This window comes from Blastococcus capsensis, from assembly GCF_030165005.1.
Lineage (GTDB): Bacteria > Actinomycetota > Actinomycetes > Mycobacteriales > Geodermatophilaceae > Blastococcus > Blastococcus capsensis.
On record NZ_JASNNW010000001.1, the window covers coordinates 65065 to 87649 of the forward strand.

At 72.3% G+C, this 22585-nt stretch carries 19 protein-coding genes, 1 tRNA gene and 1 pseudogene; 9 read left to right on the plus strand and 12 right to left on the minus strand.

The genetic code is table 11. The features are described 5' to 3' along the window. Positions 1–17: 17 nt before the first annotated feature. From QOZ86_RS00345 to glf, 3 genes are all read left to right on the plus strand, one after another. Complete coding sequence (locus QOZ86_RS00345) at positions 18–1286, plus strand: glycosyltransferase family 4 protein (protein ID WP_284489954.1); 1269 nt, start codon at positions 18–20, stop codon at positions 1284–1286. Beyond that, entirely contained in the window at positions 1283–3091 is a 1809-nt protein-coding gene (locus QOZ86_RS00350) for a glycosyltransferase (RefSeq protein ID WP_284489955.1), read from the plus strand. Before QOZ86_RS00345 ends, QOZ86_RS00350 begins: the two co-directional genes overlap by 4 nt. Before the next feature lie 169 nt (positions 3092–3260). Beyond that, the gene (glf, locus tag QOZ86_RS00355) at positions 3261–4451 is read left to right on the plus strand and encodes a UDP-galactopyranose mutase (RefSeq protein ID WP_284489956.1); all 1191 of its coding nucleotides are present in this window, start codon (positions 3261–3263) and stop codon (positions 4449–4451) included. 123 nt (positions 4452–4574) lie between these two features. Here glf and QOZ86_RS00360 read toward each other — a convergent pair whose 3' ends face one another. Next, entirely contained in the window at positions 4575–4874 is a 300-nt protein-coding gene (locus tag QOZ86_RS00360; protein ID WP_284489957.1) for a hypothetical protein, read from the minus strand. A 349-nt stretch (positions 4875–5223) separates the two neighbouring features. On the opposite strand from QOZ86_RS00360, the pseudogene QOZ86_RS21080 reads away from it, so the two are divergent. Then, a pseudogene (locus QOZ86_RS21080) lies at positions 5224–5391 on the plus strand (DNA methyltransferase); the annotation flags it as partial. A 113-nt stretch (positions 5392–5504) separates the two neighbouring features. Then, on the plus strand, positions 5505–5807 hold the full coding sequence (locus tag QOZ86_RS00365; RefSeq protein ID WP_284489958.1) for a DNA methyltransferase: 303 nt from the start codon (positions 5505–5507) through the stop codon (positions 5805–5807). 140 nt (positions 5808–5947) lie between these two features. Here QOZ86_RS00365 and QOZ86_RS00370 read toward each other — a convergent pair. From QOZ86_RS00370 to QOZ86_RS00410, 9 genes are all read right to left on the minus strand, one after another. Then, a tRNA-Pro gene (locus tag QOZ86_RS00370) sits at positions 5948–6021 on the minus strand. A gap of 87 nt (positions 6022–6108) precedes the next feature. After that, a complete protein-coding gene (gene der / locus QOZ86_RS00375; protein WP_284489959.1) occupies positions 6109–7455 on the minus strand; it encodes a ribosome biogenesis GTPase Der in 1347 nt (448 codons plus the stop codon). Then, a complete protein-coding gene (gene cmk, locus QOZ86_RS00380) occupies positions 7452–8156 on the minus strand; it encodes a (d)CMP kinase (protein WP_284489960.1) in 705 nt (234 codons plus the stop codon). The genes der and cmk overlap by 4 nt, the downstream gene beginning before the upstream one ends. Positions 8157–8217: 61 nt before the next feature. Further along, complete coding sequence (aroH, locus tag QOZ86_RS00385; protein WP_284489961.1) at positions 8218–8580, minus strand: chorismate mutase; 363 nt, start codon at positions 8578–8580, stop codon at positions 8218–8220. Positions 8581–8713: 133 nt separating this feature from the next. Further along, positions 8714–9790, minus strand: a complete 1077-nt coding sequence (locus QOZ86_RS00390) for an ABC transporter ATP-binding protein (RefSeq protein ID WP_284489962.1) — start codon at positions 9788–9790, stop codon at positions 8714–8716. 94 nt (positions 9791–9884) lie between these two features. Beyond that, positions 9885–11387 (minus strand): arabinosylfuranosidase ArfA, encoded by a 1503-nt coding sequence (gene arfA, locus QOZ86_RS00395; RefSeq protein WP_284489963.1) that lies wholly within the window; start codon positions 11385–11387, stop codon positions 9885–9887. Next, a complete protein-coding gene (locus QOZ86_RS00400) occupies positions 11387–12421 on the minus strand; it encodes an acetylxylan esterase (RefSeq protein ID WP_284489964.1) in 1035 nt (344 codons plus the stop codon). The genes arfA and QOZ86_RS00400 overlap by 1 nt, the downstream gene beginning before the upstream one ends. Next, entirely contained in the window at positions 12421–14790 is a 2370-nt protein-coding gene (locus QOZ86_RS00405; RefSeq protein ID WP_284489965.1) for a beta-xylosidase/alpha-l-arabinosidase, read from the minus strand. The genes QOZ86_RS00400 and QOZ86_RS00405 overlap by 1 nt, the downstream gene beginning before the upstream one ends. A gap of 123 nt (positions 14791–14913) precedes the next feature. Continuing rightward, the gene (locus QOZ86_RS00410; protein ID WP_284489966.1) at positions 14914–16185 is read right to left on the minus strand and encodes an endo-1,4-beta-xylanase; all 1272 of its coding nucleotides are present in this window, start codon (positions 16183–16185) and stop codon (positions 14914–14916) included. Positions 16186–16322: 137 nt separating this feature from the next. Here QOZ86_RS00410 and QOZ86_RS00415 point away from each other — a divergent pair, with 137 nt between their 5' ends. From QOZ86_RS00415 to QOZ86_RS00430, 4 genes are all read left to right on the plus strand, one after another. Further along, complete coding sequence (locus tag QOZ86_RS00415) at positions 16323–17588, plus strand: ABC transporter substrate-binding protein (protein WP_284489967.1); 1266 nt, start codon at positions 16323–16325, stop codon at positions 17586–17588. Between the two features lie 7 nt (positions 17589–17595). Continuing rightward, positions 17596–18576 carry a carbohydrate ABC transporter permease gene (locus QOZ86_RS00420; RefSeq protein WP_284489968.1) on the plus strand — a complete coding sequence of 327 codons (981 nt, stop codon included), beginning with the start codon at positions 17596–17598 and terminating at the stop codon, positions 18574–18576. Positions 18577–18613: 37 nt separating this feature from the next. Beyond that, complete coding sequence (locus QOZ86_RS00425) at positions 18614–19450, plus strand: carbohydrate ABC transporter permease (RefSeq protein ID WP_284489969.1); 837 nt, start codon at positions 18614–18616, stop codon at positions 19448–19450. A gap of 201 nt (positions 19451–19651) precedes the next feature. After that, positions 19652–20752, plus strand: a complete 1101-nt coding sequence (locus QOZ86_RS00430; protein WP_284489970.1) for a LacI family DNA-binding transcriptional regulator — start codon at positions 19652–19654, stop codon at positions 20750–20752. Here the strand turns inward: QOZ86_RS00430 and QOZ86_RS21085 are convergent. Continuing rightward, positions 20714–21049: a polysaccharide deacetylase family protein gene (locus QOZ86_RS21085; protein WP_431521189.1), complete on the minus strand. Its 336-nt coding sequence runs from the start codon at positions 21047–21049 to the stop codon at positions 20714–20716. The genes QOZ86_RS00430 and QOZ86_RS21085 overlap by 39 nt on opposite strands. A 138-nt stretch (positions 21050–21187) precedes the next feature. Further along, positions 21188–22390 carry an endo-1,4-beta-xylanase gene (locus QOZ86_RS00435; RefSeq protein WP_284489971.1) on the minus strand — a complete coding sequence of 401 codons (1203 nt, stop codon included), beginning with the start codon at positions 22388–22390 and terminating at the stop codon, positions 21188–21190. Positions 22391–22585 lie beyond the last annotated feature (195 nt).

A 22585-nucleotide genomic window follows, 5' to 3' on the forward strand; every position in this document is an offset into this window, starting at 1 on the left:
CGGACAGGGAGGTGCGGATGCCCGGTTCCATCGACACCGTCGTCGATCGTCACGTACTCCGGCTGTGCAGCGTGTTCGAGCCGCCGCCGGGCACCGAACAAGAGGCGACCGGCCGGCCCGGTGAGCTTCGTCCCCGGGCCGCCCGGTTCGACCCGATCGGCGGCATGCAGAACCACACCGCCGCCCTCACCCGCGCCCTGGACGCGCAGGCCGTCCAGCAGACGGTCGTCACCTCCCGGCTCGCCGCCCCGCGGTCGGTCACCCGGCTCGGGCAGTCGGCGCAGGTCCACCGGACGGGCCTGCCCCTCACGGGCCTGCGTCAGCTGTGGGCCCTGACCGCCCTGGCTCACGTGCTCCGCCGTCCGCCCGCCGGCTCCGTCCGGCCGGTCGATCTGGTGCACGCCCACCAGGGAGAGGACATCGCGACGCTGCTGCTCGCGCGGCTGGCCGCGCGCCGGCACCGCGCCGGGCTGGTCGTCACCGTGCACTGCAGCGTGGGACACACCCTGCGCGGCGGCACGCTCCGGATCCGGCTGCTGCGTTCCCTGGGCGGCGTCGTGGAGCGGACCACGCTGCGCCGGGCCGACGCGGTGATCGTGCTGACCCAGCGGACCGCGGCTGCGCTGCGGTCCGACGGCGTCGACGCCGACCGGATCCACACGATCCCGTCCGGCTTCGAGCCGTCCCTGTTCGCCGCGGCCGAGAACGACACGCGGCCGCCATCGGCGCGTCCCCGGATCGGCTACGTGGGACGCCTGGCTCCGCAGAAGCGGGCCGACCTCCTGGTCCGCGCGTTCGGCCGGATGCGCCGGCCGGCCGAACTCGTGGTCGTGGGCGACGGGCCCGACCGCCGGCGGGTCGCGCACCTGATCCGCGAGAGCCCGGCCGCCGACCGGATCACGATGACCGGGTTCGTCGAGCACTCCGCCGTCCCGGGGGTGCTGTCCTCCCTCGACGTCCTGGTGCTGCCTTCTGCCTACGAGGAGATGGGATCGGTCCTGGTGGAGGCCATGGCCGCCGGCCTGCCGGTGGTGGCCAGCGACGTCGGCGGCATCCCGGAGGTCGTTCGGCACGGGGAGACGGGCCTGCTCGTCCCGCCGGGCGACGTGGACTGCCTGGCGGAGACGCTGGACCGGCTGGTGGCCGACCCGTGGCTCCGGGCCCGCCTCTCGGCCGGGGCGCGGGCCCGGGCGCGGGCCTACGCCTGGCCGGCGCTGGCCGCCCGCGTCACCGGCGTGTACGCGGCGGTCATGGGACCCGATGCGTCGTCCGTTCCCCTTGCATGACCCCGCCCCGGGTCTCCGTGCTGGTCCCCGTCCACGACCAGTCCGCCTTCCTGCCCCGGGCCCTGGACAGCCTCCTCGGTCAGCAGGTGGCCGACTGGGAAGCACTCGTCCTGGACGACGGCTCCCCCGACCCGGAGGCCGTGGCCGCCGTGGTCGCCGCGCTCGCGGACCCCCGGATCCGGCTCATCGGCTGGCCGGACAACCGCGGGGTCGGTGCCACGCTCAACGCAGGACTGGACGGAACCGCCGCGCCGGTCGTCGCCCTGCTGCCCGCCGACGACGTCTGGCACTCCGACCACCTGTCCCGGGTCCTCGACCGCCTGGACGACCCCGAGGTCGTGCTCGTCCGTTCCGGCCTTTCCGAGCCGGCGGGCACGCCCTACGCCCAGCTGGTCCAGGTGGCGCACCGCCGCACCGGGGACCGGTGGACAGAGCGCACCGAGCTGGAGACCGACGACCTGGAGCGGTTGTTCTGGGCGCGGTTGGCGGCCCGCGGACGCACCGCGGACACCGGCCGGGTCACCTGCTCCTGGACCCGCCACCCCGCGCAGCGGTCCCGCGCGATGCGGGAATCCTTCGACGGCGGCCTCAACGTCTTCCGCAGCCGGTACCGGGTCGCCGGGCCGCTGCGCTTCGCCTCCACCGACAGCGGAGAGGTCGACGAGGCCGCCCGATACGCCCGCTTCCGGGACACCCGGTACCCGGCGGCACCGCACGGCCTCAACGTGCTGATGGTCGGCGAGCTGGCGTTCAACCCGGAGCGGGTCCTCGCCCTGGCCGAACGCGGCCACCGGCTCAGCGGCCTGTGGACGACCGACGGGCTGGGCGACGCCACCGTCGGGCCGTTGCCCTTCGGGCACGTCCCCGATCTGGCACGCGAGCGCTGGCCGGAGGCGGTACGCCAGCTGCAGCCGGACGTCGTCTGGGCCCAGCTCAACTGGCGGGCCGTCCCGCTCGCGCACACGGTGCGGGCGGCCTTCCCCGAACTGCCCTTCGTCTGGCACTTCAAGGAGTCACCCCAGCGCAGCATCGTCCGCGGCGAGTGGCCGCTGCTCGCCGACCTGGTCACGCACGCCGACGCCTGCCTCCTGGCCACCGACGAGGAGCGGGACTGGTTCGCCGCGGCCCTGCGGGGACGGGTCGATCCCGCGCGGCTCGGCGTGCTCGACGGCGACCTACCGAAGCGGGAGTGGCTGGACGCGCCGCTCGCCGACAAGCTCTCCGAGGCCGACGGTGAGGCGCACACGGTCGTCGTGGGCCGGCCGGCCGGCCTCGACGGTCCCTGGGTCCTCGACCTGGCCCGGCGCGGCATCCACACCCACCTCTACGGCCAGGTCCGGGCACCCGGTCCGACGGGGTCGTGGAGCACCTGGCTCGACGAGGCGCTCACCGCCGCCCCCGACCACGTGCACCTGCACCCGCCAGTGGGCCCCGAGGACTGGGTCGGCGAGCTCTCCCGGTACGACGCCGGCTGGTTGCACCGCTTCGACAGCGACAACGGCGGAGAGCTGCACCGGGCCGGCTGGGACGACCTCAACTCCCCCGCCCGGCTGCCGGTGCTGCTGGCCGCCGGGCTGCCCCTCCTGCAGCAGGCCAACCCCGGATCTCTGGTCTCCGTCGAGCGGGTGCTGCGGACGGAGGGGACCGGGTTGTTCTACCGCTCGGCCGACGACGTCCGAGCCGCCCTGGCCGGGGAGCTGGCCGACCGCCGCGGCGGCACGGCGGCCCTCGCCGTCCGGGAGCGGCACACCTTCGACGCCCACGCCGACCGGCTGGTCGAGCTCTTCCGGTCGGTGCTGCGCTGAGTCAGCGAGCACGCGCCTCTCGTCGGCCGCCTCTGGTCGCCCGCGGATGCCGGCCGTGGCCGGTCGCCCTCGAGCTGGAGGACGGGCTCGTGCCGACGGCTCTCGCCCGGGTCGCCGGCCCGGTTGACCGCCCGGCAGCCCTCCCCGATGTCTGGCAGCATCGGCGGGCGTGGCTGTCCCCCGGCCGGACCTGCTCGTCGTCGGTGCAGGTCTGTTCGGGCTGACGGTCGCCGAACAGGTGGCCACCCGGTGGGACCGACGGGTGCTGGTCGTCGAACGACGGGGCCACCTCGGCGGCAACGCCTGGTCGGAGGTCGACCCCGCGACGGGCATCGAGGTCCACCGGTACGGGACCCACGTGTTCCACACGGGCAACGAGCGGGTCTGGCAGTACGTCCGCCGGTTCACGGAGTTCACCGACTACCAGCACCGGGTGTTCAGCAGGTGGCGGGGCAACATCTATCCGCTACCCATCAACCTCGCGACGCTGTGCCAGTACTTCGGCCGGTCCTTCTCCCCCGACGAAGCGCGTGCGCTGATCCGAGAGCAGGCCGCCGAGATCGGCGACCGCTCCCCCCGCAATCTCGAGGAGAAGGCGGTGTCGCTGATCGGGCGCCCGCTCTACGAGGCGTTCGTCCGCGGGTACACCCACAAGCAGTGGCAGACCGATCCGCGCGAGCTGCCCCCGACGGTGATCAGCCGGCTACCGGTGCGCTACACCTTCGACAACCGCTACTTCTCCGACCCCCACCAGGGCCTGCCGGTCGACGGATACGGCGCCTGGCTGACGCGGATGGCCCACCACCCCAACATCGAGGTGTGGCTGTCGACCGACTACTTCGACGTTCGGGACGAGCTGCCACCCAGCCTCCCGACCGTCTTCACGGGGCCCGTCGACCGGTACTTCGGATTCGCGGCCGGCGTACTGGGCTGGCGGACGCTCGACTTCGAACGGGAGGTCCTCCCGACCGGCGACCACCAGGGCACGGCGGTGCTCAACTCCGCCGACGAGGACGTGCCGTTCACCCGCGTCCACGAGTTCCGCCACCTGCATCCGGAGCGCCCGTACGCCGGCGACCGAACCATCATCGCCCGCGAGTACTCACGCCCCGCCGGACGCGGGGACGAGCCGTACTACCCCGTCGACACCGCCAGTGACCGGGAGAAGCTCGAGCACTACCGGCGGCGGGCCGCCGCGGAGGCTCGCGAGCGGGCGGTGTTCTTCGGCGGCCGGCTCGGCACCTACCGGTACCTGGACATGCACATGGCCATCGCCGCGGCGCTGACCATGGTCGACAACGTCCTGCGCCCGCTGCTCCACCCGGCCCACGATTCGACACCGCCCGCTGCCACCTGGTAAATCGGGACGATCCTCCGGCGACCAGTCGCCGTCGAAGCGCAGCACCGCCTGGGAGCGTGGCCCGCCGGCGGGCGGCGAGGTCGGCCGGCAGCTGCGGGCCCTCGTCGAACGGCACGATGTCGGTCACGAGCCGGGTACGGACGTCCCGTCCCCGCTCGCGCAGCAGGTCGAGGGGGCCCGCTGCTTGATCTCGACCCACGCCGCCCCGTCGGCGTCGTCCACGGTGCCCAGCCCCAGTGCCCCGGCGACGGCGCGGATCTCCACGCCGATCTCCTCGGTGAGGTCACCGACCGGCTCACCGCGCTGGCGCAGGCGGCTCAGGACGCCGGTATCGACCACGAGCGGGTGATCGCCGACCCCGGCATCGACCTGGGCAAATCCTGGCGCCAGTCCCTGCAGCTGCTCGCCCGTACTAGACGACATCGTCTCGCTGGGCTGTCCCGTCCTGGTCGCCGTCTCCAACAAGGTCTTCCTGCGCCGCACCCTCGGACTCGACGGCGCGCCCCTGGACGTCGCGACGGCGGCGGCCTGCGCGCTCGGGGCTTCGATCGGAGGACACGTCATCCGCGTCCACGACGCCCGGATCGGCCGCCAGGCCGCCGACCTGGGCTATGCACTCGCAGCGGCGCGGGTGCGGGGAATCTGACGTCCGAGCGGTGGCGACTCGGACGGCAGGACGGCCGGACGGCGAAGCGGAGAAGCCGGGGAGGCACCGGCGCTGCTCTCCGACGTGCCGGCGAGTGCCCTCGTCGTGTGTGCGGACGCGACGCAGATGCTCCCGGCGCTGCCGAGCGACTGCGTCGACGCGGTCGTCACGGATCCGCCGTGGAATCTCGGCCGGCCGTACGGGCGGAACCGGGATCAGCTGCCCGAGGACGACTACGTGTCCTGGCTCAACGAGGCACTGGCGGAGTGCCGCCGGGTCAGCACGGGGCCTGTCGTGGCCTGCATCGGCGCCCACAACGCGCAACGGATCGACCGGCTCCTCCGGGAACGGGTCTGCAGGCCGCCCACTGGCTCTCCTGGCACCGCCAACCCGGGAGCCCGGAAACCGTGGTCGTCGCCGCGCCGCCCGGTTGGGCAGCTGCCCGGCCCCTGGCCGACGCGGCTGACCGTGTGCTGCACCGGACGCCGGAACTCCGCCGGCGATGGGGTCACCCGGTTCCCGAGCCGGTCGCCATGATGGCCGCGCTGGTGCGGCTGGCCTGCCCGCCGGGTGGCCTGCTCCTCGATCCCTTCGCCGGCACCGGCTCGACCCTGGTCGCCGCACACCGGGCCGGACGGCGATCGATCGGCCTGGAGCTGGAGGAGAACTATTGCCGGACGGCCGTCCGCCGGCTGCGACATGGGCCCTGAACCGGACGCCTCTCCAAGCACCGGCTTGCTCGAGCACCGTCTGGACCTGGACGTGCACCCGGCCCCGCTTCCAGAAAGCAATGGCCCGGACCCACGAATCGTGGGTCCGGGCCATGCCGATGTCCTGGGACATCACACTGTCGGGCTGACAGGATTTGAACCTGCGACCCCTTGACCCCCAGTCAAGTGCGCTACCAAGCTGCGCTACAGCCCGCGTGCCGCCCGCCTGCCGGGAGTTCCCGGGCCGCGCGACGACCGCCCCGGAAGGTTACCGCACGGCTCCCGGTCGCCTCGACGGTGGTCAGCCGCGCTTGCCGTCCTTGTCCCGGCCCTCGCGCACCTTCACCGAGATCTCGATGGGCGTGCCGCCGAAGCCGAACTGCTCGCGCAGCTTCCGCTCCAGGAACCGGCGGTAGCCGGCCTCCAGGAAGCCGGTGGAGAAGACGACGAACCGTGGCGGGCGGATGTCCGCCTGGGTCACGTACTTGATCTTCGGCGCGCGACCGCCGCGGGCCGGCGGCGGCGTCTCCTGCACCAACGACCGCACGAAGGTGTTCAGCTCGGCGGTGGGCACGCGGGTCTCCCACGAGGCCAGCGCGGCCCGCAGGTGGTCGGCCAGCTTGCTGACGCCCCGGCCGGTGGCGGCGGAGATGTTCACCCGCGTGGCCCACTTCACCCGCGACAGCTCTCGCTCGATCTCCCGCTCCAGCTGGTAGTGGCGGTCCTCGTCGAGGGTGTCCCACTTGTTGATCGCGACGACCAGCGCCCGCCCGGCGTCCACGACCTGGCTGATCACCCGCTGGTCCTGCTCGCTGATGACCTCGTCGGCGGCGAGCAGGACGACCGCGACCTCCGCGGCCTGGATGGCGGCCTCGGTGCGCAGGCTGGCGTAGTACTCCATCCCGCTCGCGGTGTTCACCTTGCGCCGCAGCCCGGCGGTGTCGACGAACCGCCACTCCTCGCCACCGAGGTCCACGATCGAGTCGACCGGGTCGACGGTGGTGCCCGCGACGGAGTCGACGACGGAGCGCTCCTCCTTCGCCAGCCGGTTGATCAGGCTCGACTTGCCGACGTTCGGCCGGCCGACCAGGGCCACCCGGCGGGGCCCGCCTTCCTCGTCCTGCTCGCGCGGCGCCTCGGGCATCGCGTCGAGGACCAGGTCGAGCAGGTCACCGCTGGCCCGGCCGTGCAGGGCGCTGACCGCGTACGGCTCCCCCACCCCCAGCGACCACAGCTCGGCCGCGTTGGCCTCGCTGCGCTCGTCGTCGACCTTGTTGGCCACCAGGATCACCGGGCGGTCGCTGCGCCGGAGCACCCGCGCGGCGGCCAGGTCGGTCTCGGTGGCGCCCACCTGGCTGTCGACGACGAACACGATGACGTCGGCGGTCTTCATGGCGTACTCGGCCTGGCGGGTGATCGACGCCCCCAGCCCCTCGGCCCGGGGGTCCCACCCCCCGGTGTCCACGACCGTGAACCGCTTGCCGTTCCACAGCGCCTCGTAGGCGATCCGGTCCCGGGTGACGCCCGGGGTGTCCTGGACGACGGCGGCCCGCCGGCCCAGGAAGCGGTTGACCAGCGTCGACTTGCCCACGTTCGGCCGCCCCACGATGGCGACGACGGGCAGCGGCCCGGTGTGCTCCTCGGTCATGCCCGCGCTCCGCCGGCCGCCACCACGGAGCCGGCGAGGGCGACCACCCGGTCGACGACGCCCTGCTGGTCGAGTTCGGTGCTGTCCACGACGATCGCGTCCGCGGCCGGCCGCAGCGGGCTGTCGGCCCGGCTGCTGTCGAACTCGTCCCGCCGCCGCAGGTCCGTGGCGAGCTCGGCGATGCCCGACTCGTCGCGGATGCCCAGCTGGGCGGCCCGGCGTCGGGCGCGGGCCTCCGGCGCGGCGGTCAGGTAGACCTTCAGCGCCGCGTCCGGCAGGACGACGGTCCCGATGTCGCGGCCCTCGACCACCACGGCGCCGGCCTCGGCGACCAGGGTCCGCTGCTGGTCGACCAGCCGGCGGCGCACCGCGGGCACCGCGGAGACGGCGGAGACCGCACGGGTCACTTCGGCGCCCCGGATGCGGGCCGCGACGTCGACCCCGTCGACCCGCACCGTCTCGGTCGCCGCGTCGGTGCCCACCTCGATGCGGGCCCCGGCGACCGTGCGGGCCACGCCCTCGGCGTCGGACGGGTCGACCCCGGCGTCGAGCACCGCGACGGTGGCCGCCCGGTACATGGCGCCGGTGTCGAGATAGGCGGCACCCAGCCGGGCGGCGACGCCGCGCGCCACGCTGGACTTGCCGGTCCCCGACGGTCCGTCGAGGGTCACCTGGCCGGGGAAGGTCATCTGCTCACTCACTGCTCTCTGCGCCCGCTCGTCCACGGGGCACTGTCATCGTCCTGCTGCGCAGCCCGCTCGCTCACTGGGCGATGTCCCGCCGGAGCGCGACCGCGCCCCGCAGGTAGACGTGCTGGATGTCGCCACGCTCCTTCGGCGTCTCCGCGTGGGCCATGAGCCGCAGCACGCGCGGCAGCGCGTGCGGCACCGCGATCTCGGTGGCGCACATCAGGGGCACGTCGCCCAGACCCAGCTCGCGCGCGGCCAGGGCGGGGAACTCCGACACCAGGTCGGGCGTGGCCGTGAACAGGATGCTGATCAGATCCTCGGAGCGCAGGTCGTTGCGGTCCAGGACCGCGCTGACCAGCTCGCGGGTGGCCTCGAGCACCTGGTCCCGGTCGTCGGCCTCCACCTGTGTCGCGCCCCGGACGGCTCGGACGGCCATGCACTCTCCTCGATCGGTGTCGGCACACGGATCGCCGCGCGCCTGGGCCGAGTCTAGGGATCGGCCGCCACCCTCGGCCGCACCGCGTGGAGTGCCCGGTCCGGCGGCCCGCGTCCGGGCCGCCGGACGGGTCCTAGTCCCCCAGCCTGCGGCCGGCGCCGACGTCGAAGAGGTGCACGTGGCCGGTGCGCGGCACGACGTGCACGGTCTCGCCCTTCCGCGGCGGACGTCGGCCGTCGACCCGGACGGTGACCAGGTGCTCGCTGCCGCCGGCCGTCGTGCGGCCGTACAGGAAGGCATCGGCGCCGAGTTCCTCGACCACGTCCACCTCGACCGGCAGGCCCCGTTCGGCGACCTCCAGGTCCTCGGGGCGCACCCCGAGGACCACCGAAGCATCGGCGGTCGCCCCCAGCACGGAGCGCTGCACCGGGAGGACGACGTCCCCGAGCACCACCCCGCCGTCGACGACCGGCAGGGTGAGCTGGTTCATCGCCGGTGAGCCGATGAACCCGGCCACGAAGGCGTTGACCGGGCGGTCGTAGAGCTCGCGCGGCGTCCCCACCTGCTGCAGGAGGCCGTCCTTGAGCACGGCGACCCGGTCGCCCATCGTCATGGCCTCGACCTGGTCGTGGGTGACGTAGACGGTGGTGATGCCCAGCCGGCGCTGCAGGGAGGCGATCTGGGTCCGGGTCTGCACGCGCAGCTTGGCGTCGAGGTTGGAGAGGGGCTCGTCCATCAGGAACACCTGCGGCTCGCGGACGATCGCCCGGCCCATCGCCACCCGCTGCCGCTGACCACCGGACAGTGCCTTGGGCTTGCGGTCCAGGTAGGGCTCGAGGTCCAGGATCTTCGCCGCCTCGCGCACCCGGGTGGCCCGCTCCTGCTTGGACACCCCGGCGATCTTGAGCGCGAAGCCCATGTTGTCGGCCACGGTCATGTGCGGGTACAGCGCGTAGTTCTGGAACACCATCGCGATGTCCCGGTCCTTGGGCGGCACGTCGGTGACGTCCCGGTCGCCGATGAGGATCCGGCCGTCGGTGACGTCCTCCAGGCCGGCCAGCATCCGCAGCGACGTGGACTTGCCACAGCCGGACGGGCCCACGAGGACCAGGAACTCGCCGTCCTCGACCGTCAGGTCGAGCGCGTCGACCGCGGGCTGCTGCGCGCCGTCGTACACCCGCGTCGCGTGGTCGTAGGTGACCGTTGCCATGTCCTGCTCCTCTGCTCCCCCGGCGTCGTCGCCGGGTCCTGGGGCTGTGCGGTTGGTGGTGCGACTGCGCTGCGGCGGCGGGGTGGTCCCGCGGTCAGTGGAGGGAGACGGCCGTCCACGAGACCGGCGGCAGGGTCGCTCGAAGCGTGCCCTCGACCACTGCAGCCCGGGCGTTCGGCCGCAACCCGACCCGGTCCGGCCGGTCGGCCGTGTTCGCCGCATGCGGATCCGGGTCGGAGAGCGTCAGTGCCTCCTCGATGGTGGTCGCACCCAGCGCTGCGAGGTCGATGGAGACCTCCACCTCCTCCGTCTGCGAGCGGTTCACGAGGAACAGCGCAGCTCCGCCTGCGTCGGCGGTCGCAGCAGCGTCGATGACCGGCACCTCGCCGTACGCGGCCGTGTCGTAGCCGGGGCCGTCGATGCCGACCTGGAGGGCGACGCCGCGCGCCAGGCGGGAGGTGGTCGCGAACGGGAAGAACGTCGCCTTGCGCCACGCCGGTCCCTGCGGCTCGGCCGCGATCGGAGCGATCACGTTGACGAGCTGGGCGATCGAGGCGCTGGTCACCCGGTCCGCGTGCCTGATCAGCGACATGAGCAGGCTCCCCACGACGACGCCGTCCGCCACGGTGTAGGGCTCTTCGCTGATGGCTGGCGCGAGGGGCCAGTCGTCGATGCGCCTCGCGAGGTCTGCCGGCACCTTGGACAGGTACCAGACGTTCCACTCGTCGACGGAGATGTTGATCGTCTTCGGGCTCTTGCGCACGGCCTTCACGTGGTCGGCGGTGGCGACGACCGTCTCGATGAAGTGATCCATGTCCGTCGCGGAGGCGAGGAAGGAGCCCAGGTCACCGTCCTTCTCCTCGTAGTAGGCGTGGCAGGAGATGAGGTCCACGTCCTCGTAGGCATGGGTGAGAACGGCGCGCTCCCACTCACCGAAGGTCGGCATGGTCGCGCCCGAGGAGCCGCAGGCGACCAGCTCGAGGCCGGGATCGACCTGGCGCATGGCCTTCGCGGTCCGGGCGGCGAGCTTGCCGTAGTCCTCCGCGGACCGCTGGCCGAGCTGCCACGGTCCGTCCATCTCGTTCCCGAGGCACCACATCCGGACGTCGAACGGCTGCCGACGCCCGTTGCGGATCCGCTGCTCCGCGAGCGTCGTGCCGGAAGGCACGTTGGCGTACTCGAGCAGGTCCAGCGCTTCGAGCGTGCCGCGGGTGCCGAGGTTCAGGGCGAGCATGAGCTCGGCGCCGACCTTCTCCAGCCACGAGGCGAACTCGTGCAACCCGACCTCGTTGGTCTCCGTGCTGTGCCACGCCAGGTTGAGCCGGACGGGGCGGTGGTCGCGCGGCCCGACGCTGTCCTCCCAGCGGAACCCGGAGACGAAGTTCCCTCCGGGATACCGGACCGTCGTCACCCCCATCTCCTTGACGAGGTCGATCACGTCCCGGCGGAAACCGTCCTCGTCCGCCTCGGGGTGCCCCGGCTCGTAGATGCCGCCGTACACGCCGCGACCCATGTGCTCGACGAAGGCGCCGAAGAGCCGACGGGACACCGGACCCACCGGTCGCGCCGGGTCGACGGTGAGGCGTGCGCGCAGCATCAGGCGCCCTGCACTCGCGGTGCGGGATGCCCGGCGGGAGCGGACGATCGGGCGGTCGGCACCTCGAGCCGGCTCCGGAGCCAGGCGAGCTGCTCGCGCTGCTGGTGAGCCGCTCCGCCCTCGTGGTCGTTGAACGGGTAGACCGTGATCTCCTTCGGCCCCCCGTATGCGTTGTACGCCGCGAAGACCGTCGACGGAGGACAGATCTCGTCCATGAGGGCGACGGAGAACAGTGCCGGAGCGGACGACCTGCGGCCGAGGACCGCGGCGTCGAAGTAGCTCAGCGTCACGAAGACGCGGTCCACGCTGTCGCGGTGGGCCTTGAGGTACCGCACGATCTCGCCGTACGGGTCGCCGGGAGCGATCCGCGCGGCCCGTGGGAAGTCGCAGAGGAACGGCACGTCGGGCATGACCGCCCGCACCCCGCGGGCGAGTGCCGAGACGGCCAGCGCGATGCCGCCGCCCTGGCTGGCGCCGGTCACCGCGACCCGGTCGCCGTCGACCTCCGGGTGGCCGCGCAGCACCTCGAGAGCCCTCGTGGCGTCGGTGTAGACCCGCCGGTAGTAGTACTCCTGCGGGGACAGCACGCCCCGGGTCATGAACCCGGGCTGCGCGGCCGTGGAGCCCACCGGGTCCCCTGTGTTCCCCACGGTCCACCCGCTCCCCTGACCGCGCGTGTCGACGACGAGGTGGGCGAACCCCGCCGACGCCCAGAAGACGTGCTCGTGAGGCAGGCCTCGTCCGCCGTTGTAGCCCTGGTACTGGACGACCCCGGGCAACGGGCCGTCCCCACGCAGTGCGCGGGCGGGCAGGTGCAGCCAGGCGCGGACCTGGGAGCCGCCGAAGCCGGCAAAGGACACGTCATGGGTCTCGACGGTCACCAGCCCGGAGTCCACCGGAGTCCAGGAGGCGTCGAGCGGCCGCTCCCCGGCCTCGTCGAGGGTGGCGTCCCAGAAGTCCTCGAGGTCCTCCGGGGCCGGGAGGTGCGGGGTGTAGCGCTGGAGCTCCTCCAGCGAGAGGTCGGTCTGCGGCATCAGCCGGCACTCCCCCTGCCGCGAGCCGCGTCCGCCGTCAGGTGCTGGACGACGCTCTCCGGGTGCAGCCGGCGCTCGAACCCGACCGTGCGACGGCTGCCGGTGAGGGTGAACCGGAGCACCTCCCGCACATCGGCGCTGGAGGCACCCACCCGGAGCTCCACCTCACCCGGCTCGACGATCCGCGTGCCGTCCCGCCCGGTGAAGGACGTGAGGTCGGCGTGCAGGGTGAACCGGACGGTCGCAGCCGACCCTGCCGCGAGGTCGATCCGCCTGGCGGCCAGAAGCGCCTGGACCGGCCGGACCACCTCGGCTGCGGGATCGTGCAGGTAGACCTGGACGACCTCGGTGACCTCCCGGTCGGTGTCGTTGCAGAGCTCGACCTCCAGCTCGCCGGCCCCGTCGGTGTCCCACCGCGGCCCGGTGAGCGCCCGCACGCCCGCCCAGGTCGCGGAGCCGTATCCGAGTCCGTGCCCGAACGGGAACAGCGGGGTCGGGTCCACGCTGCTCACGTCGGTGCGCCGCCCCAGGGCCGACGCCAGGTAGGTCGACGGCTGGCTGCTGCCGGCGCGCGGGAAGCTCACCGGCAGCCGGCCCGACGGGCTCACCCGTCCGCTGAGGACGTCGGCGATCGCGGGCCCGCCTTCCTCGCCCGGGAAGAAACCGCACACCACGGCGGCCAGCCGGTCGACCTGGCGCGACAGCTCGTAGGGGCGGCCGACCAGGAGGACGAGCACCACGGGGGTCCCCGTCGCGAGCAGCGCCTCCAGCAGCTCCTCCTGACGGCCGGGGAGCCGGAGGTCCACGGCGTCACAGCCCTCCCCCGAGGTGCCGTTGCCGAACAGGCCCGCCTGGTCGCCCAGGACGGCGACGCACACGTCGGCGTCGGCCGCGGCACGCGCGGCGGCCTGGATCCCCTCGTCGTCGCCACCCAGCACCGGGCAACCCTCCGCGACCACGACGTCGTACGCCGCCGGGTCCGCCCTCAGCGCGTCGGCCAGCGTCGGGATGTCGACACCCACGGGCACGTCCGGGTGGTGCACGCCGACGTGCATCGGGAAGGAGTAGCAGCCGAGCATCGCCTGGGCGGTGTCGGCGCGGGGACCCACCACAGCCAGGCGCAGCCCGGCCTGCAGCGGCAGCGTCCCGTCGTTGGCGAGCAGCACGACCGAGCGGCGGGCGAGTTCTCCGGACACGGCCCGGGACTCCTCGGAGTCGAGGGTGACCTCGCCCTCCACGACCGCCGGGGAGTCCGGCGACCAGTCGGGATCCAGCAGGCCCAGTTCGCACTTCTGGAGCAGCACCCGGCGCAGCGCCCGGTCCACCAGGCCCTCGTCCACGGCACCGCTGCGCACCGCCTCGACCAGCGGCTGGCCGTAGCAGCTCACGGTCGGCAGCTCCACGTCGATCCCCGCTTCGAGGGCGCGCGCGGCCGCCTCCGCGGCTGAGGCCGCCACTCCGTGCAGGCTCTGGAGGAAGGCGATCGAGAAGTAGTCGGCCACCACGGTGCCGGTGAACCCGTAGGTCTGACGCAGGAGGGAGGTCAGGAGCGCCGGGTCGCCCGCCGCGGGCACCCCGTCGATGTCGGTGTAGGAGTTCATCACCGACCGCGCCCCCGCCCGCAGGGCCATCTCGAACGGCGGGAGGAACACGTCGGCGATCTCCCGCGGGCCGGCGGAGACCGGGGCGAGATTGCGCCCCGCCCGTGAGGCGGAGTAGCCGACGAAGTGCTTGAGCGTCGACACGATGCCGCTGGACTCCAGGCCGCGCACGTACGCGCTGCCGGTCGTGCCCACCAGGTGCGGGTCCTCCCCCATGGTCTCCTCGACCCGCCCCCAGCGCAGGTCCCGGGCGACGTCGAGGACCGGGGCGAGCCCCTGGTGGACGCCGAGCCGGCGCATGCTCTTCCCGATCAGCGCACCCATCCGCTCCACGAGGTCCGGATCGAAGCTGGCCGCCCAGCACAGCGGCGAGGGGAAGACGGTCGCCGTCCACGCCGCGAGCCCCGTGAGGCACTCCTCGTGCACCAGCGCGGGGATCCCGAGGCGGCCGGCCGCCATGATCTGCCGCTGGCTCTCCGCCAGGCCCTTGGCGCCCAGCAGCGGGTCCACGGGTGCCGTCCCGAACGGCCGGGTCAGCTGCCCCAGCCCGCTGCGGATCAGCTCGTCCCACTCCACCGGCACCGCAGCCATCTCGTGCTGGTGCGGGGCCACGTCGCCCCCGGTCGCATCGATGCCCACCCACACGCCGTACAGCTGGGCGACCTTCTCCTCCAGCGTCATGCGCCCGATCAGGTCCGCCACCCTGTCCTCAGCAGGGACTCCCGGGTCGCGCCACAGCGCAGTGTCGATGTCGACGTTGATGACCATGCCCTCGAAAGTCCGTCCTGTCTCGTGGTTGCTGGTGCGGCGGACCGGGGCCGCCTGTGAGGGGACGGCTGCGGCAGGGCGCCGCGTTCGCAGCATCCTGCCCCGCCCCGGGTGGTTCGCCGGTCAGGCCAGGGTGACCTCCGGCGTGGGCGCGTCCTGCCCCAGCGTCCAGGACGCGACGCTGTCCCCCACCGACAGCGAGTAGTCGCCGGCCCAGCCGCGCACGGGAACCCGGCCTTCGCCGTCGGTCCGGAGCCGCGTCGGAGCCAGCCACCACTCCCCCTTGACCAGGCCGCGCAGGGCGTCGTAGGCGGGCTTGGGGCTGCCGTCGGCGCGCACGAGTCCGGCCGGGGCGCCCAGCCAGGCGCCCCGGTCGGTGATCCCCCAGTACGTCACGGCCTGGACCGAGGGATGGGACAGCAGCGTCCGGTAGTGGCGGACGACGTCGTCGGCCTGTCGTTCCTCGCCGTCGGCCGTGGAGGGCCACTCGTCGGCCTGGTGGTCGTTCAGGTCCACGATCTCCGGTGGCATCAGGTCCCCGGACACCAGGGTCGTCTCGGTCCAGTGGAGCGGAAGGCCGTAGCGGGCGAACCGCTCCAGGACCTCCAGCGTCCGCTCCTCGCCCCAGTACCCCTGGTGCATGTGGCTCTGCAGGCCGATGGCGTCCACCTGCACGCCGGCTTCGAGAACACCCTCGATGAGGCACTCGTACGCCGTCGACAGGTTGAAGTCGTTCAGGATCAGCGTCGTGGCGGGGTTCGCCCGGCGTGCCTCCTCGAAGGCGAGGCGGATGGTCGGGATCCGACCGATGCGGCGGCACAGCCGGGTGACGGCGTTCTGCCGGTCCTCGTTCGCGAAGACCGGCATGATGACGACCTCGTTGATCGCGTCCCAGGTGTCGACGAGCCCCGCGAACGACGTGACCTCCCGCCGGATCCGCGCTCGCACGATCTCCTCGACCTCACGGTCGGGGTACTCCCTCAGCCAGTCGGGGGCGAGCGTGTGCCAGACCAGCGGGTGGCCCTTGACGGACACGCCCCGGTCGTGGAACCACGCGGCCGCCTTCTGCAGGCGCCGGGTGTCGGGCTGTCCGTCCACCGGCTCGAAGCCGGCCCAGTAGAACGGCAGCGTCGCGGTGTTGAACACGTCGAGCCACAGCTGCTCGAGCCGCTCGGCCGCCTCCGGGTCCGCTCCGCCGAAGACGTTGCCCCGCGAGTCGCCACGCTCGTGGTTGGCCAGCCCCACGAAGTCGAAGCCGATGTTGCCGAAGGCGAAGTCGTGCCGGACCTGCTCGACCAGCACGTCCACGTCCGCGCACGGCGAGCCGTCGGCGGAGCGCACGGTCAGCATGGCCTCGGAGCGCCGGACGGCGTCGACAGCGGTGGCTGGGGTCACAGCGCGAAATCGTTATCGACAACGATTGACAGCGCAAGCCCCGGCTGCCACCTTTTCGGCACGTGATCCACGCCACGACGGCGTGCGGAGTGACGAAGGGGTCAGACATGCGGCGTTCGGGGCGAGCAGCTCTCTCGGTGCTGTGCAGCAGTGCGGTACTGCTGACGGCCACTGCCTGTGGCGGTGGGAACGACAGCAGCGCCTCGGGAGGCGACGAGAACACCATCACCTGGTGGCACAACTCGAACAACGAGCCCGGCAGGGGTTACTACGAGCAGGTGGCCGAGGACTTCGAGGCCGAGAACCCCGGCGTCGAGGTCGAGGTCGTCGCCATGGCGCACGAGGACATGGTCGACCGGCTCGAGGCCGCCTTCCAGAGCGGCGACCTGCCGGACGTCTACATGGAGCGTGGCGGCGGCGAGCTCGCCGACCACGTGGAGGCCGGCCTGGTCCGCGACCTCTCCCAGGAGGCGGACGAGACGATCGAGAAGCTCGGCGGCACCGTCTCCGGCTGGCAGGTCGACGGCCAGACCTACGCGCTGCCGTTCTCCCTCGGCGTCGTCGGCTTCTGGTACAATACCGAGCTCTTCGAGCAGGCGGGCATCACCGAGCCGCCGGCCACGATGGAGGAGCTCTACACCGTCATCGACAAGCTGAAGGCCGCCGGCATCACGCCCCTCTCGGTCGGCGCCGGCGACAAGTGGCCCGCCGCCCACTACTGGTACTACACGGCGCTGCGGTCCTGCGGGCAGGACGTCCTCGAGGACGCGGTCACCAGCCTCGACTTCACCGACGAGTGCTTCGTGCAGGCCGGCGAGGTGCTCGAGGAGCTGCTGGCGACCGAGCCCTTCAACCCGGGCTTCCTCACGACGCCGGCGCAGGGGGGGGCCACCTCCGCCTCCGGCCTGCTCGCGACGGAGCAGGTCGCGATGGAGCTGGCCGGCCACTGGGAGCCGGGCGTGATGCAGGGGCTCACCGAGAACGGCGAGGGTCTGGGCGAGAACACCGGCTGGTTCGCGTTTCCGGAGGTCGAGGGCGGCGAGGGTGACCCGGATGCCCAGCTCGGTGGTGGCGACGCCTGGGCCGTCTCGACGGAGGCTCCCGACGCGTCGGTCGACCTGGTCGAGTACCTCCTCTCCGACGAGGTCCAGCAGGGCTTCGCGGAGAACGACATGGGTCTGCCGACGAACCCTGCTGCCACCGACGCCGTCTCCGACCCGGCGCTCGCCCAGCTGCTCGAGGTCCGCGACGCGGCGCCGTACATCCAGCTGTACTTCGACACCGCCTTCGGCGCATCGATCGGTGGCGCGATGAACGACGCGATCGCCCTCGTGTTCGCCGGGCAGGCGACGCCGGAGGACGTCGTGGACGCCACCATGCAGGCCGCCGAACTGGAGAAGTGATCCACAGATGACCAGAGTGACCGCTGCGCCGGCGGCGACGGACCCCGGCGCAGCGGTCACCCGGGGCGCAGACGCGCGCCGGGTGACCGGACGTCGCCGGGGCGGGAAGCGCCGGCAGCGCCTCGAGATCCTCCTGTTCGTGACGCCGGCCCTGGTCCTGATGGCGACCTTCGTCATCTACCCGGTCTTCTCCGCGGCCCGGATGTCGTTCTACCGCTGGAAGGGCTTCGGCCCGATGGTCGACTTCGTCGGCCTCGAGAACTACCTCCGCGTGCTGGCCGACGACGTCTTCACCGACGCGGTCATGCACAACTTCGTCATCGTCTTCGCCTCGATCCTCGTGCAGCTGCCGCTGGGGCTGGCGCTCGCGCTGCTGCTCAACCGCCGCATCCGCGGGCGGGGTCTGCTGCGGACGATCATCTTCGTCCCGTACGTGCTGGCCGAGGTGATCGCCGGCGTCGTGTGGTTCCAGCTGCTGCAGCCGCGCACGGGTGTCCTCGAGAGGATGCTGTCGTCGGTGGGGATCCCGGTCCCCGAGCAGGGGTTCCTCGGCACACCCGACCTCGCGCTGGCCACCGTCTTCGTCGTGCTCACGTGGAAGTACCTGGGCCTGGCCGTGCTGCTCTTCCTCGCCGGGCTCCAGGGGGTTCCCGACGAGCTGCACGAGGCCGCTCAGCTCGACGGCGCCTCGTGGTGGCAGGTCCAGCGCCGCATCGCGATCCCGCTCATCGCGCCCACCATCCGCACCTGGATCTTCCTGTCGATGATCGGTTCGCTGCAGCTGTTCGACATGGTCTGGATCCTCACCGGCGGCGGGCCGGCCAACGCGACCACCACGATGGCCACGTACCTGATCAGCATGGGCACCCAGCGCAGCAACTACGGGATCGCGGGTGCCGCGTCCGTCGTGCTGTTCCTCATCGGCTTCGCGATGGCGGTCGCCTACCAGTTCCTGGTGCTGCGCCGCGACACGAGGGCCGACGCATGAACCAGGCGGAGCACGCATCGAGAGGGGAACGGCGCTGATGGCACGGCGAGCGACGGCGTACGGACGGGGTGGCCCGTTCGTCTACCTGGTGGCACTGGCGGTCGTGGCGGTCACGCTCGGGCCGGTGCTGTACGGCGCGCTCGGCGGCTTCCGCACGAACGCGCAGCTGGCGCGCGACCCCGCGGGGCTCCCCGACCCGTGGGTGCTGAGCAACTACGCGAACGTCCTCAGCAACGCCGCCTTCTGGAGGTACACGCTCAACTCGACGGCGATCGCCGTCGTCACGACGGCGGTGGCGGTGCTCGCCGGCGTGATGGCCGCGTACCCGTTGGCGCGCTACCGGTTCAAGCTCCGGGAGCCGCTGTTCCTCGTGTTCGTGCTGGGGCTGCTCTTCCCGGCGGCCGTGGCCATCATCCCGCTGTTCATCCTGGTGACGCGGAACCTGGAGCTCGGCAACACCTGGTGGGGCGTGGCGCTGCCGCAGGCGGCGTTCGCGCTGCCGGTCACGGTGGTGATCCTGCGGCCGTTCCTCATGGCGCTGCCCAAGGAGCTGGAGGAGGCAGCCATGCTCGACGGCGCCACCCGGGTGGGCATCTTCTGGCGGATCGCGCTCCCCCTGTCGATGCCGGCCCTCGTCACGGTCGGCGTCCTCGCCTTCGTCACGTCCTGGAACGCCTACCTCCTGCCGCTGCTCCTGCTGCAGGGGGAGATGCGGACCCTCCCGCTCGGCGTGGCCGACTTCTCGACCCAGTACTCGGCCGACACCGCGGGGGTGCTGGCGTTCACCACCATCGCGATGATCCCGGCGCTCATCCTGTTCCTCGCGATGCAGCGGCGCATCGTCAGCGGCCTCCAGGGGGCGGTCAAGGGGTGAGCCCGGCGCACGCGGACGACCCCTGACCGGACCCGGTTCTCCGATCCGGTCCTGCGGCACCGACGCCTTCGAGGGAGGTGCAGTCGGCCGCGGATGTGGTTCAGTCCCGGCGCGGGCCCGCCGTCCACCGAGAGATACCGGGCCTTCGACGGCCAGGCTTCCGGCCTGACCCGCGATGGCCCGGACGACGAGAGGTTGTGCATGACGATCGACTCGACCCGCGACGCCGTCGTCGGCAGGGGCATCGGCGTGGGCCCGAGCTCCGGGACGCCGGTCCTCCCGGCGCCGTCCCTCCGCGGCCGCGTGACCATGCAGCAGGTGGCCGCAGAGGCCGGCGTCTCGATCTCCACCGTGTCCAAGGTGATCAACGGGCGGTACGGCGTCTCCGCCGGGACCGTCGACCACGTCACGCGGGTCATCGACCGCCTCGGCTACGAGGCGAGCCTCGTCGCGCGCAGCCTGCGCAACCGCCGCACCAACGTCATCGGCGTGCTCGTCATGGACTTCGAGCCCTTCAGCACCGAGGTCCTCAAGGGCGTCGCCGATGCCATCCACGGTTCCGGGTACGAGCTGATCGCCTACTCCGCCGGCGGGCACGTCGAGGCTCGTGTGGGGTGGGAGCGTCGATCGCTCACCCGGTTGATGGGGTCGCTCGTCGACGGTGCCGTGCTCGTCACCCCGACCGTGACCGACGTCCAGGCCGACGGGCCCGTCGTAGCGGTCGACCCGCACACCGGACCGTCGCGGTTGCCCTCGGTGGCCGCGGACAACCTGCAGGGCGCCCGGCTCGGCGTGACACACCTGCTGGAGCTCGGGCACACGCGGATCGGCATGATCACGGGCCGGTCGGACCTGCTGTCGGCGCAGCAGCGCGAGCAGGGCTACCGCGAGGCGCTGGTGGCCGCGGGGCTGCGCGTGGACGAGACGCTGATGCGGTCCGGCGGCTTCGAACCGGAGCCGGCGCGGGAGGCGGCTCGCGACCTGCTCTCGCGCCCCGAGCCGCCGACCGCGGTATTCGCGGCGAACGACCTCTCGGCGTTGATGACCCTGGAGGTAGCGACGGAGCTCGGCCTCGACGTGCCGCGTCAGCTCTCCGTGGTCGGTTTCGACAACATCCCGGAGTCTGCGCTCGCCGATCCCCCGCTGACCACGGTGCAGCAGCCGATCAGGCGCATGGGCCAAGAGGCCACGACCATGCTCCTTGCGCTCATCTCCGGCGAGGAGGTCGCCGATGTCCACGTCACCTTGGCCACCTCCCTCGTCCTACGGGCGTCCACCGCCTCCCCCAGAGCGACCTCCTGAGAGAGCTGTCCATTGCTCGATGGAGTCGCCCCACAGGCAGAAGACCGCCTCGACGTGGGTCTCCTCCAGCACATCGAGCAGCCGCGGGGTGTCGTACTGGTTCGGGCCGTCGTGGAACGTGAGAGCGCGGTCGGCCCTCCCAGTTCCGTGGTCGTGACGATCTGGTCGTTCGCCGGGCCACCCCTGGCCGGGGCCAGGTCCGACGCCGCCCGCGTGGGCGGGTGCGGCCGGACTCACGGCGAGTGCCGCGAGAAGTGCCGGTGAGGCGAGACGGCGGAGACTGCGTGCGCGGGTCATGGTGGATCCCCGGATCCGTGCTGCGCGCCGGCCGGCCCCCGTGGAACGGGCCTCTGCGGAGACCCGTGGGACGAGATCGGTGGAGGGCCGAGCCGGACGGCCCGTGACGCGACCGCCCGGCCCGGCTCGGTGCAGGAGTCAGTCCTGGGAGGCCTGGGCCAGCGTCTCGCGCAGGGCGTAGTACGCGGGCTTCCGCTCGTAGTCCTCGAACATCACGGTCGCGGCTCCTTGGCTCGGGAAGAACCCGGGCACCCAGGAGTACTTGTCGTTGAAGCCCCAGATGGTGAACGAGTTGCAGTCCTCGACCGAGAGGCAGGCCTCGAGGACCCCCTGGTAGGTATCGGCCTGCTCGGCCAGTTGCTCCGCGGTGGGCACCCCGCTCTCGGGGAGCGTGAACCGGACGTCCAGCTCGGTGATCGCGGTCTCCAGGCCCAGTTCCTCGAAGCGCTTCATGTTGTCGTCGAGGGTGCTCGGGAAGGGGTACTGCAGGTCGAGGTGCGCCTGGAAGGCGAACCCGTGCAGCGGGACGCCGTCGGCGAGCAGCTGCTTCGCCAGCTCGTAGTAGTAGTCGCTCTTGCCGCCCATGTCCTCGACGGCGTAGTCGTTGAGGAAGAGCTTGGCCTCGGGGTCGGCCTCGTGCGCCCAGTGGAAGGCGTCGGCGATGATGCCGGGGCCGAGCCGCTGGATGAAGGGGTTCTCCTGCCGTAGCGCGATCGGGCCGTTCCAGGGGTCACTGAAGATCTCGTTGGCGACGTCCCACTGCTGGATGCGGCCCTTGTAGTGGCCGACCACCGTCTGGATGTGGTCCTTCAGGATCTGCCGGAGCTCCGCGTCGGTGTAGTCGCCCTGGGTGACCCAGGGAGCGAGCTGGCTGTGCCACAGGAGCGTGTGGCCGCGGACCGCCTGGCCGTTGGCCTCGGCGAAGTCGACGATCGCGTCGGCCGGACCGAAGTTGTAGACGCCGGGCTCGGGGTGGATGAAGTCCCACTTCATCTGGTTCTCGGGCGAGACGGAGTTGAACTCGGCCGACAGGATCTTCCGGTAGGTCTTGTCGTAGGTGAACGGGTCGGGGTAGCCGGCGTTCAGGTGGTGGCCTCCGCCGGCCGCCGCCGTGCCGATGTAGAAGTCGTCGGGGACGACGGTCCGCAGACCGTTCTTCTTGGCCTGCCCGTAGGACTGGTCCTCCTGGGCCTGCACCGGGGGGTTCCCGGGGGACCGGGTGTCAGCCGCGGCGGCGGGGAGAACTGCGGCAGCGAAGACGACGGGCAGCACGCCCATCCCCACCGCGCAGTGGGCCACCGCCCTGGAAGGAGCTCTCGTACCGAACCACTGAGTGCGCATGCTGTGCCTTCCTCGGCGCCGTCGCAAGGTTCCGGAAGTTTCCGGAAGCGCTTGGAAGTTACGTAGCTCACAGCGCGGGCGTCAAGGCCCCTGGCCCCTCGACATGGTGTCCGCCCGGCGTGTCCCGAGACGAGTCGTCGTGCGGGGCGACCCGCGCCGACCGCGCAACTCTCGACCGCCGTCGCCGTAGGCTGG

Excerpts from the sequence above, each read along its gene's own strand:
- QOZ86_RS00420 (WP_284489968.1), top strand. The coding sequence starts at position 17,596 with ATGACCAGAGTGACCGCTGCGCCGGCGGCGACGGACCCCGGCGCAGCG.
- QOZ86_RS00350 (WP_284489955.1), top strand. The coding sequence starts at position 1,283 with ATGACCCCGCCCCGGGTCTCCGTGCTGGTCCCCGTCCACGACCAGTCC.
- der (WP_284489959.1), bottom strand. The coding sequence starts at position 7,455 with ATGACCGAGGAGCACACCGGGCCGCTGCCCGTCGTCGCCATCGTGGGG.
- QOZ86_RS00425 (WP_284489969.1), top strand. The coding sequence starts at position 18,614 with ATGGCACGGCGAGCGACGGCGTACGGACGGGGTGGCCCGTTCGTCTAC.
- aroH (WP_284489961.1), bottom strand. The coding sequence starts at position 8,580 with ATGGCCGTCCGAGCCGTCCGGGGCGCGACACAGGTGGAGGCCGACGAC.
- QOZ86_RS00400 (WP_284489964.1), bottom strand. The coding sequence starts at position 12,421 with ATGCCGCAGACCGACCTCTCGCTGGAGGAGCTCCAGCGCTACACCCCG.
- QOZ86_RS00345 (WP_284489954.1), top strand. The coding sequence starts at position 18 with ATGCCCGGTTCCATCGACACCGTCGTCGATCGTCACGTACTCCGGCTG.
- QOZ86_RS21085 (WP_431521189.1), bottom strand. The coding sequence starts at position 21,049 with ATGACCCGCGCACGCAGTCTCCGCCGTCTCGCCTCACCGGCACTTCTC.
- QOZ86_RS00405 (WP_284489965.1), bottom strand. The coding sequence starts at position 14,790 with ATGGTCATCAACGTCGACATCGACACTGCGCTGTGGCGCGACCCGGGA.
- QOZ86_RS00430 (WP_284489970.1), top strand. The coding sequence starts at position 19,652 with ATGACGATCGACTCGACCCGCGACGCCGTCGTCGGCAGGGGCATCGGC.
- arfA (WP_284489963.1), bottom strand. The coding sequence starts at position 11,387 with ATGCTGCGCGCACGCCTCACCGTCGACCCGGCGCGACCGGTGGGTCCG.
- QOZ86_RS00390 (WP_284489962.1), bottom strand. The coding sequence starts at position 9,790 with ATGGCAACGGTCACCTACGACCACGCGACGCGGGTGTACGACGGCGCG.
- QOZ86_RS00360 (WP_284489957.1), bottom strand. The coding sequence starts at position 4,874 with ATGTCGTCTAGTACGGGCGAGCAGCTGCAGGGACTGGCGCCAGGATTT.
- QOZ86_RS00435 (WP_284489971.1), bottom strand. The coding sequence starts at position 22,390 with ATGCGCACTCAGTGGTTCGGTACGAGAGCTCCTTCCAGGGCGGTGGCC.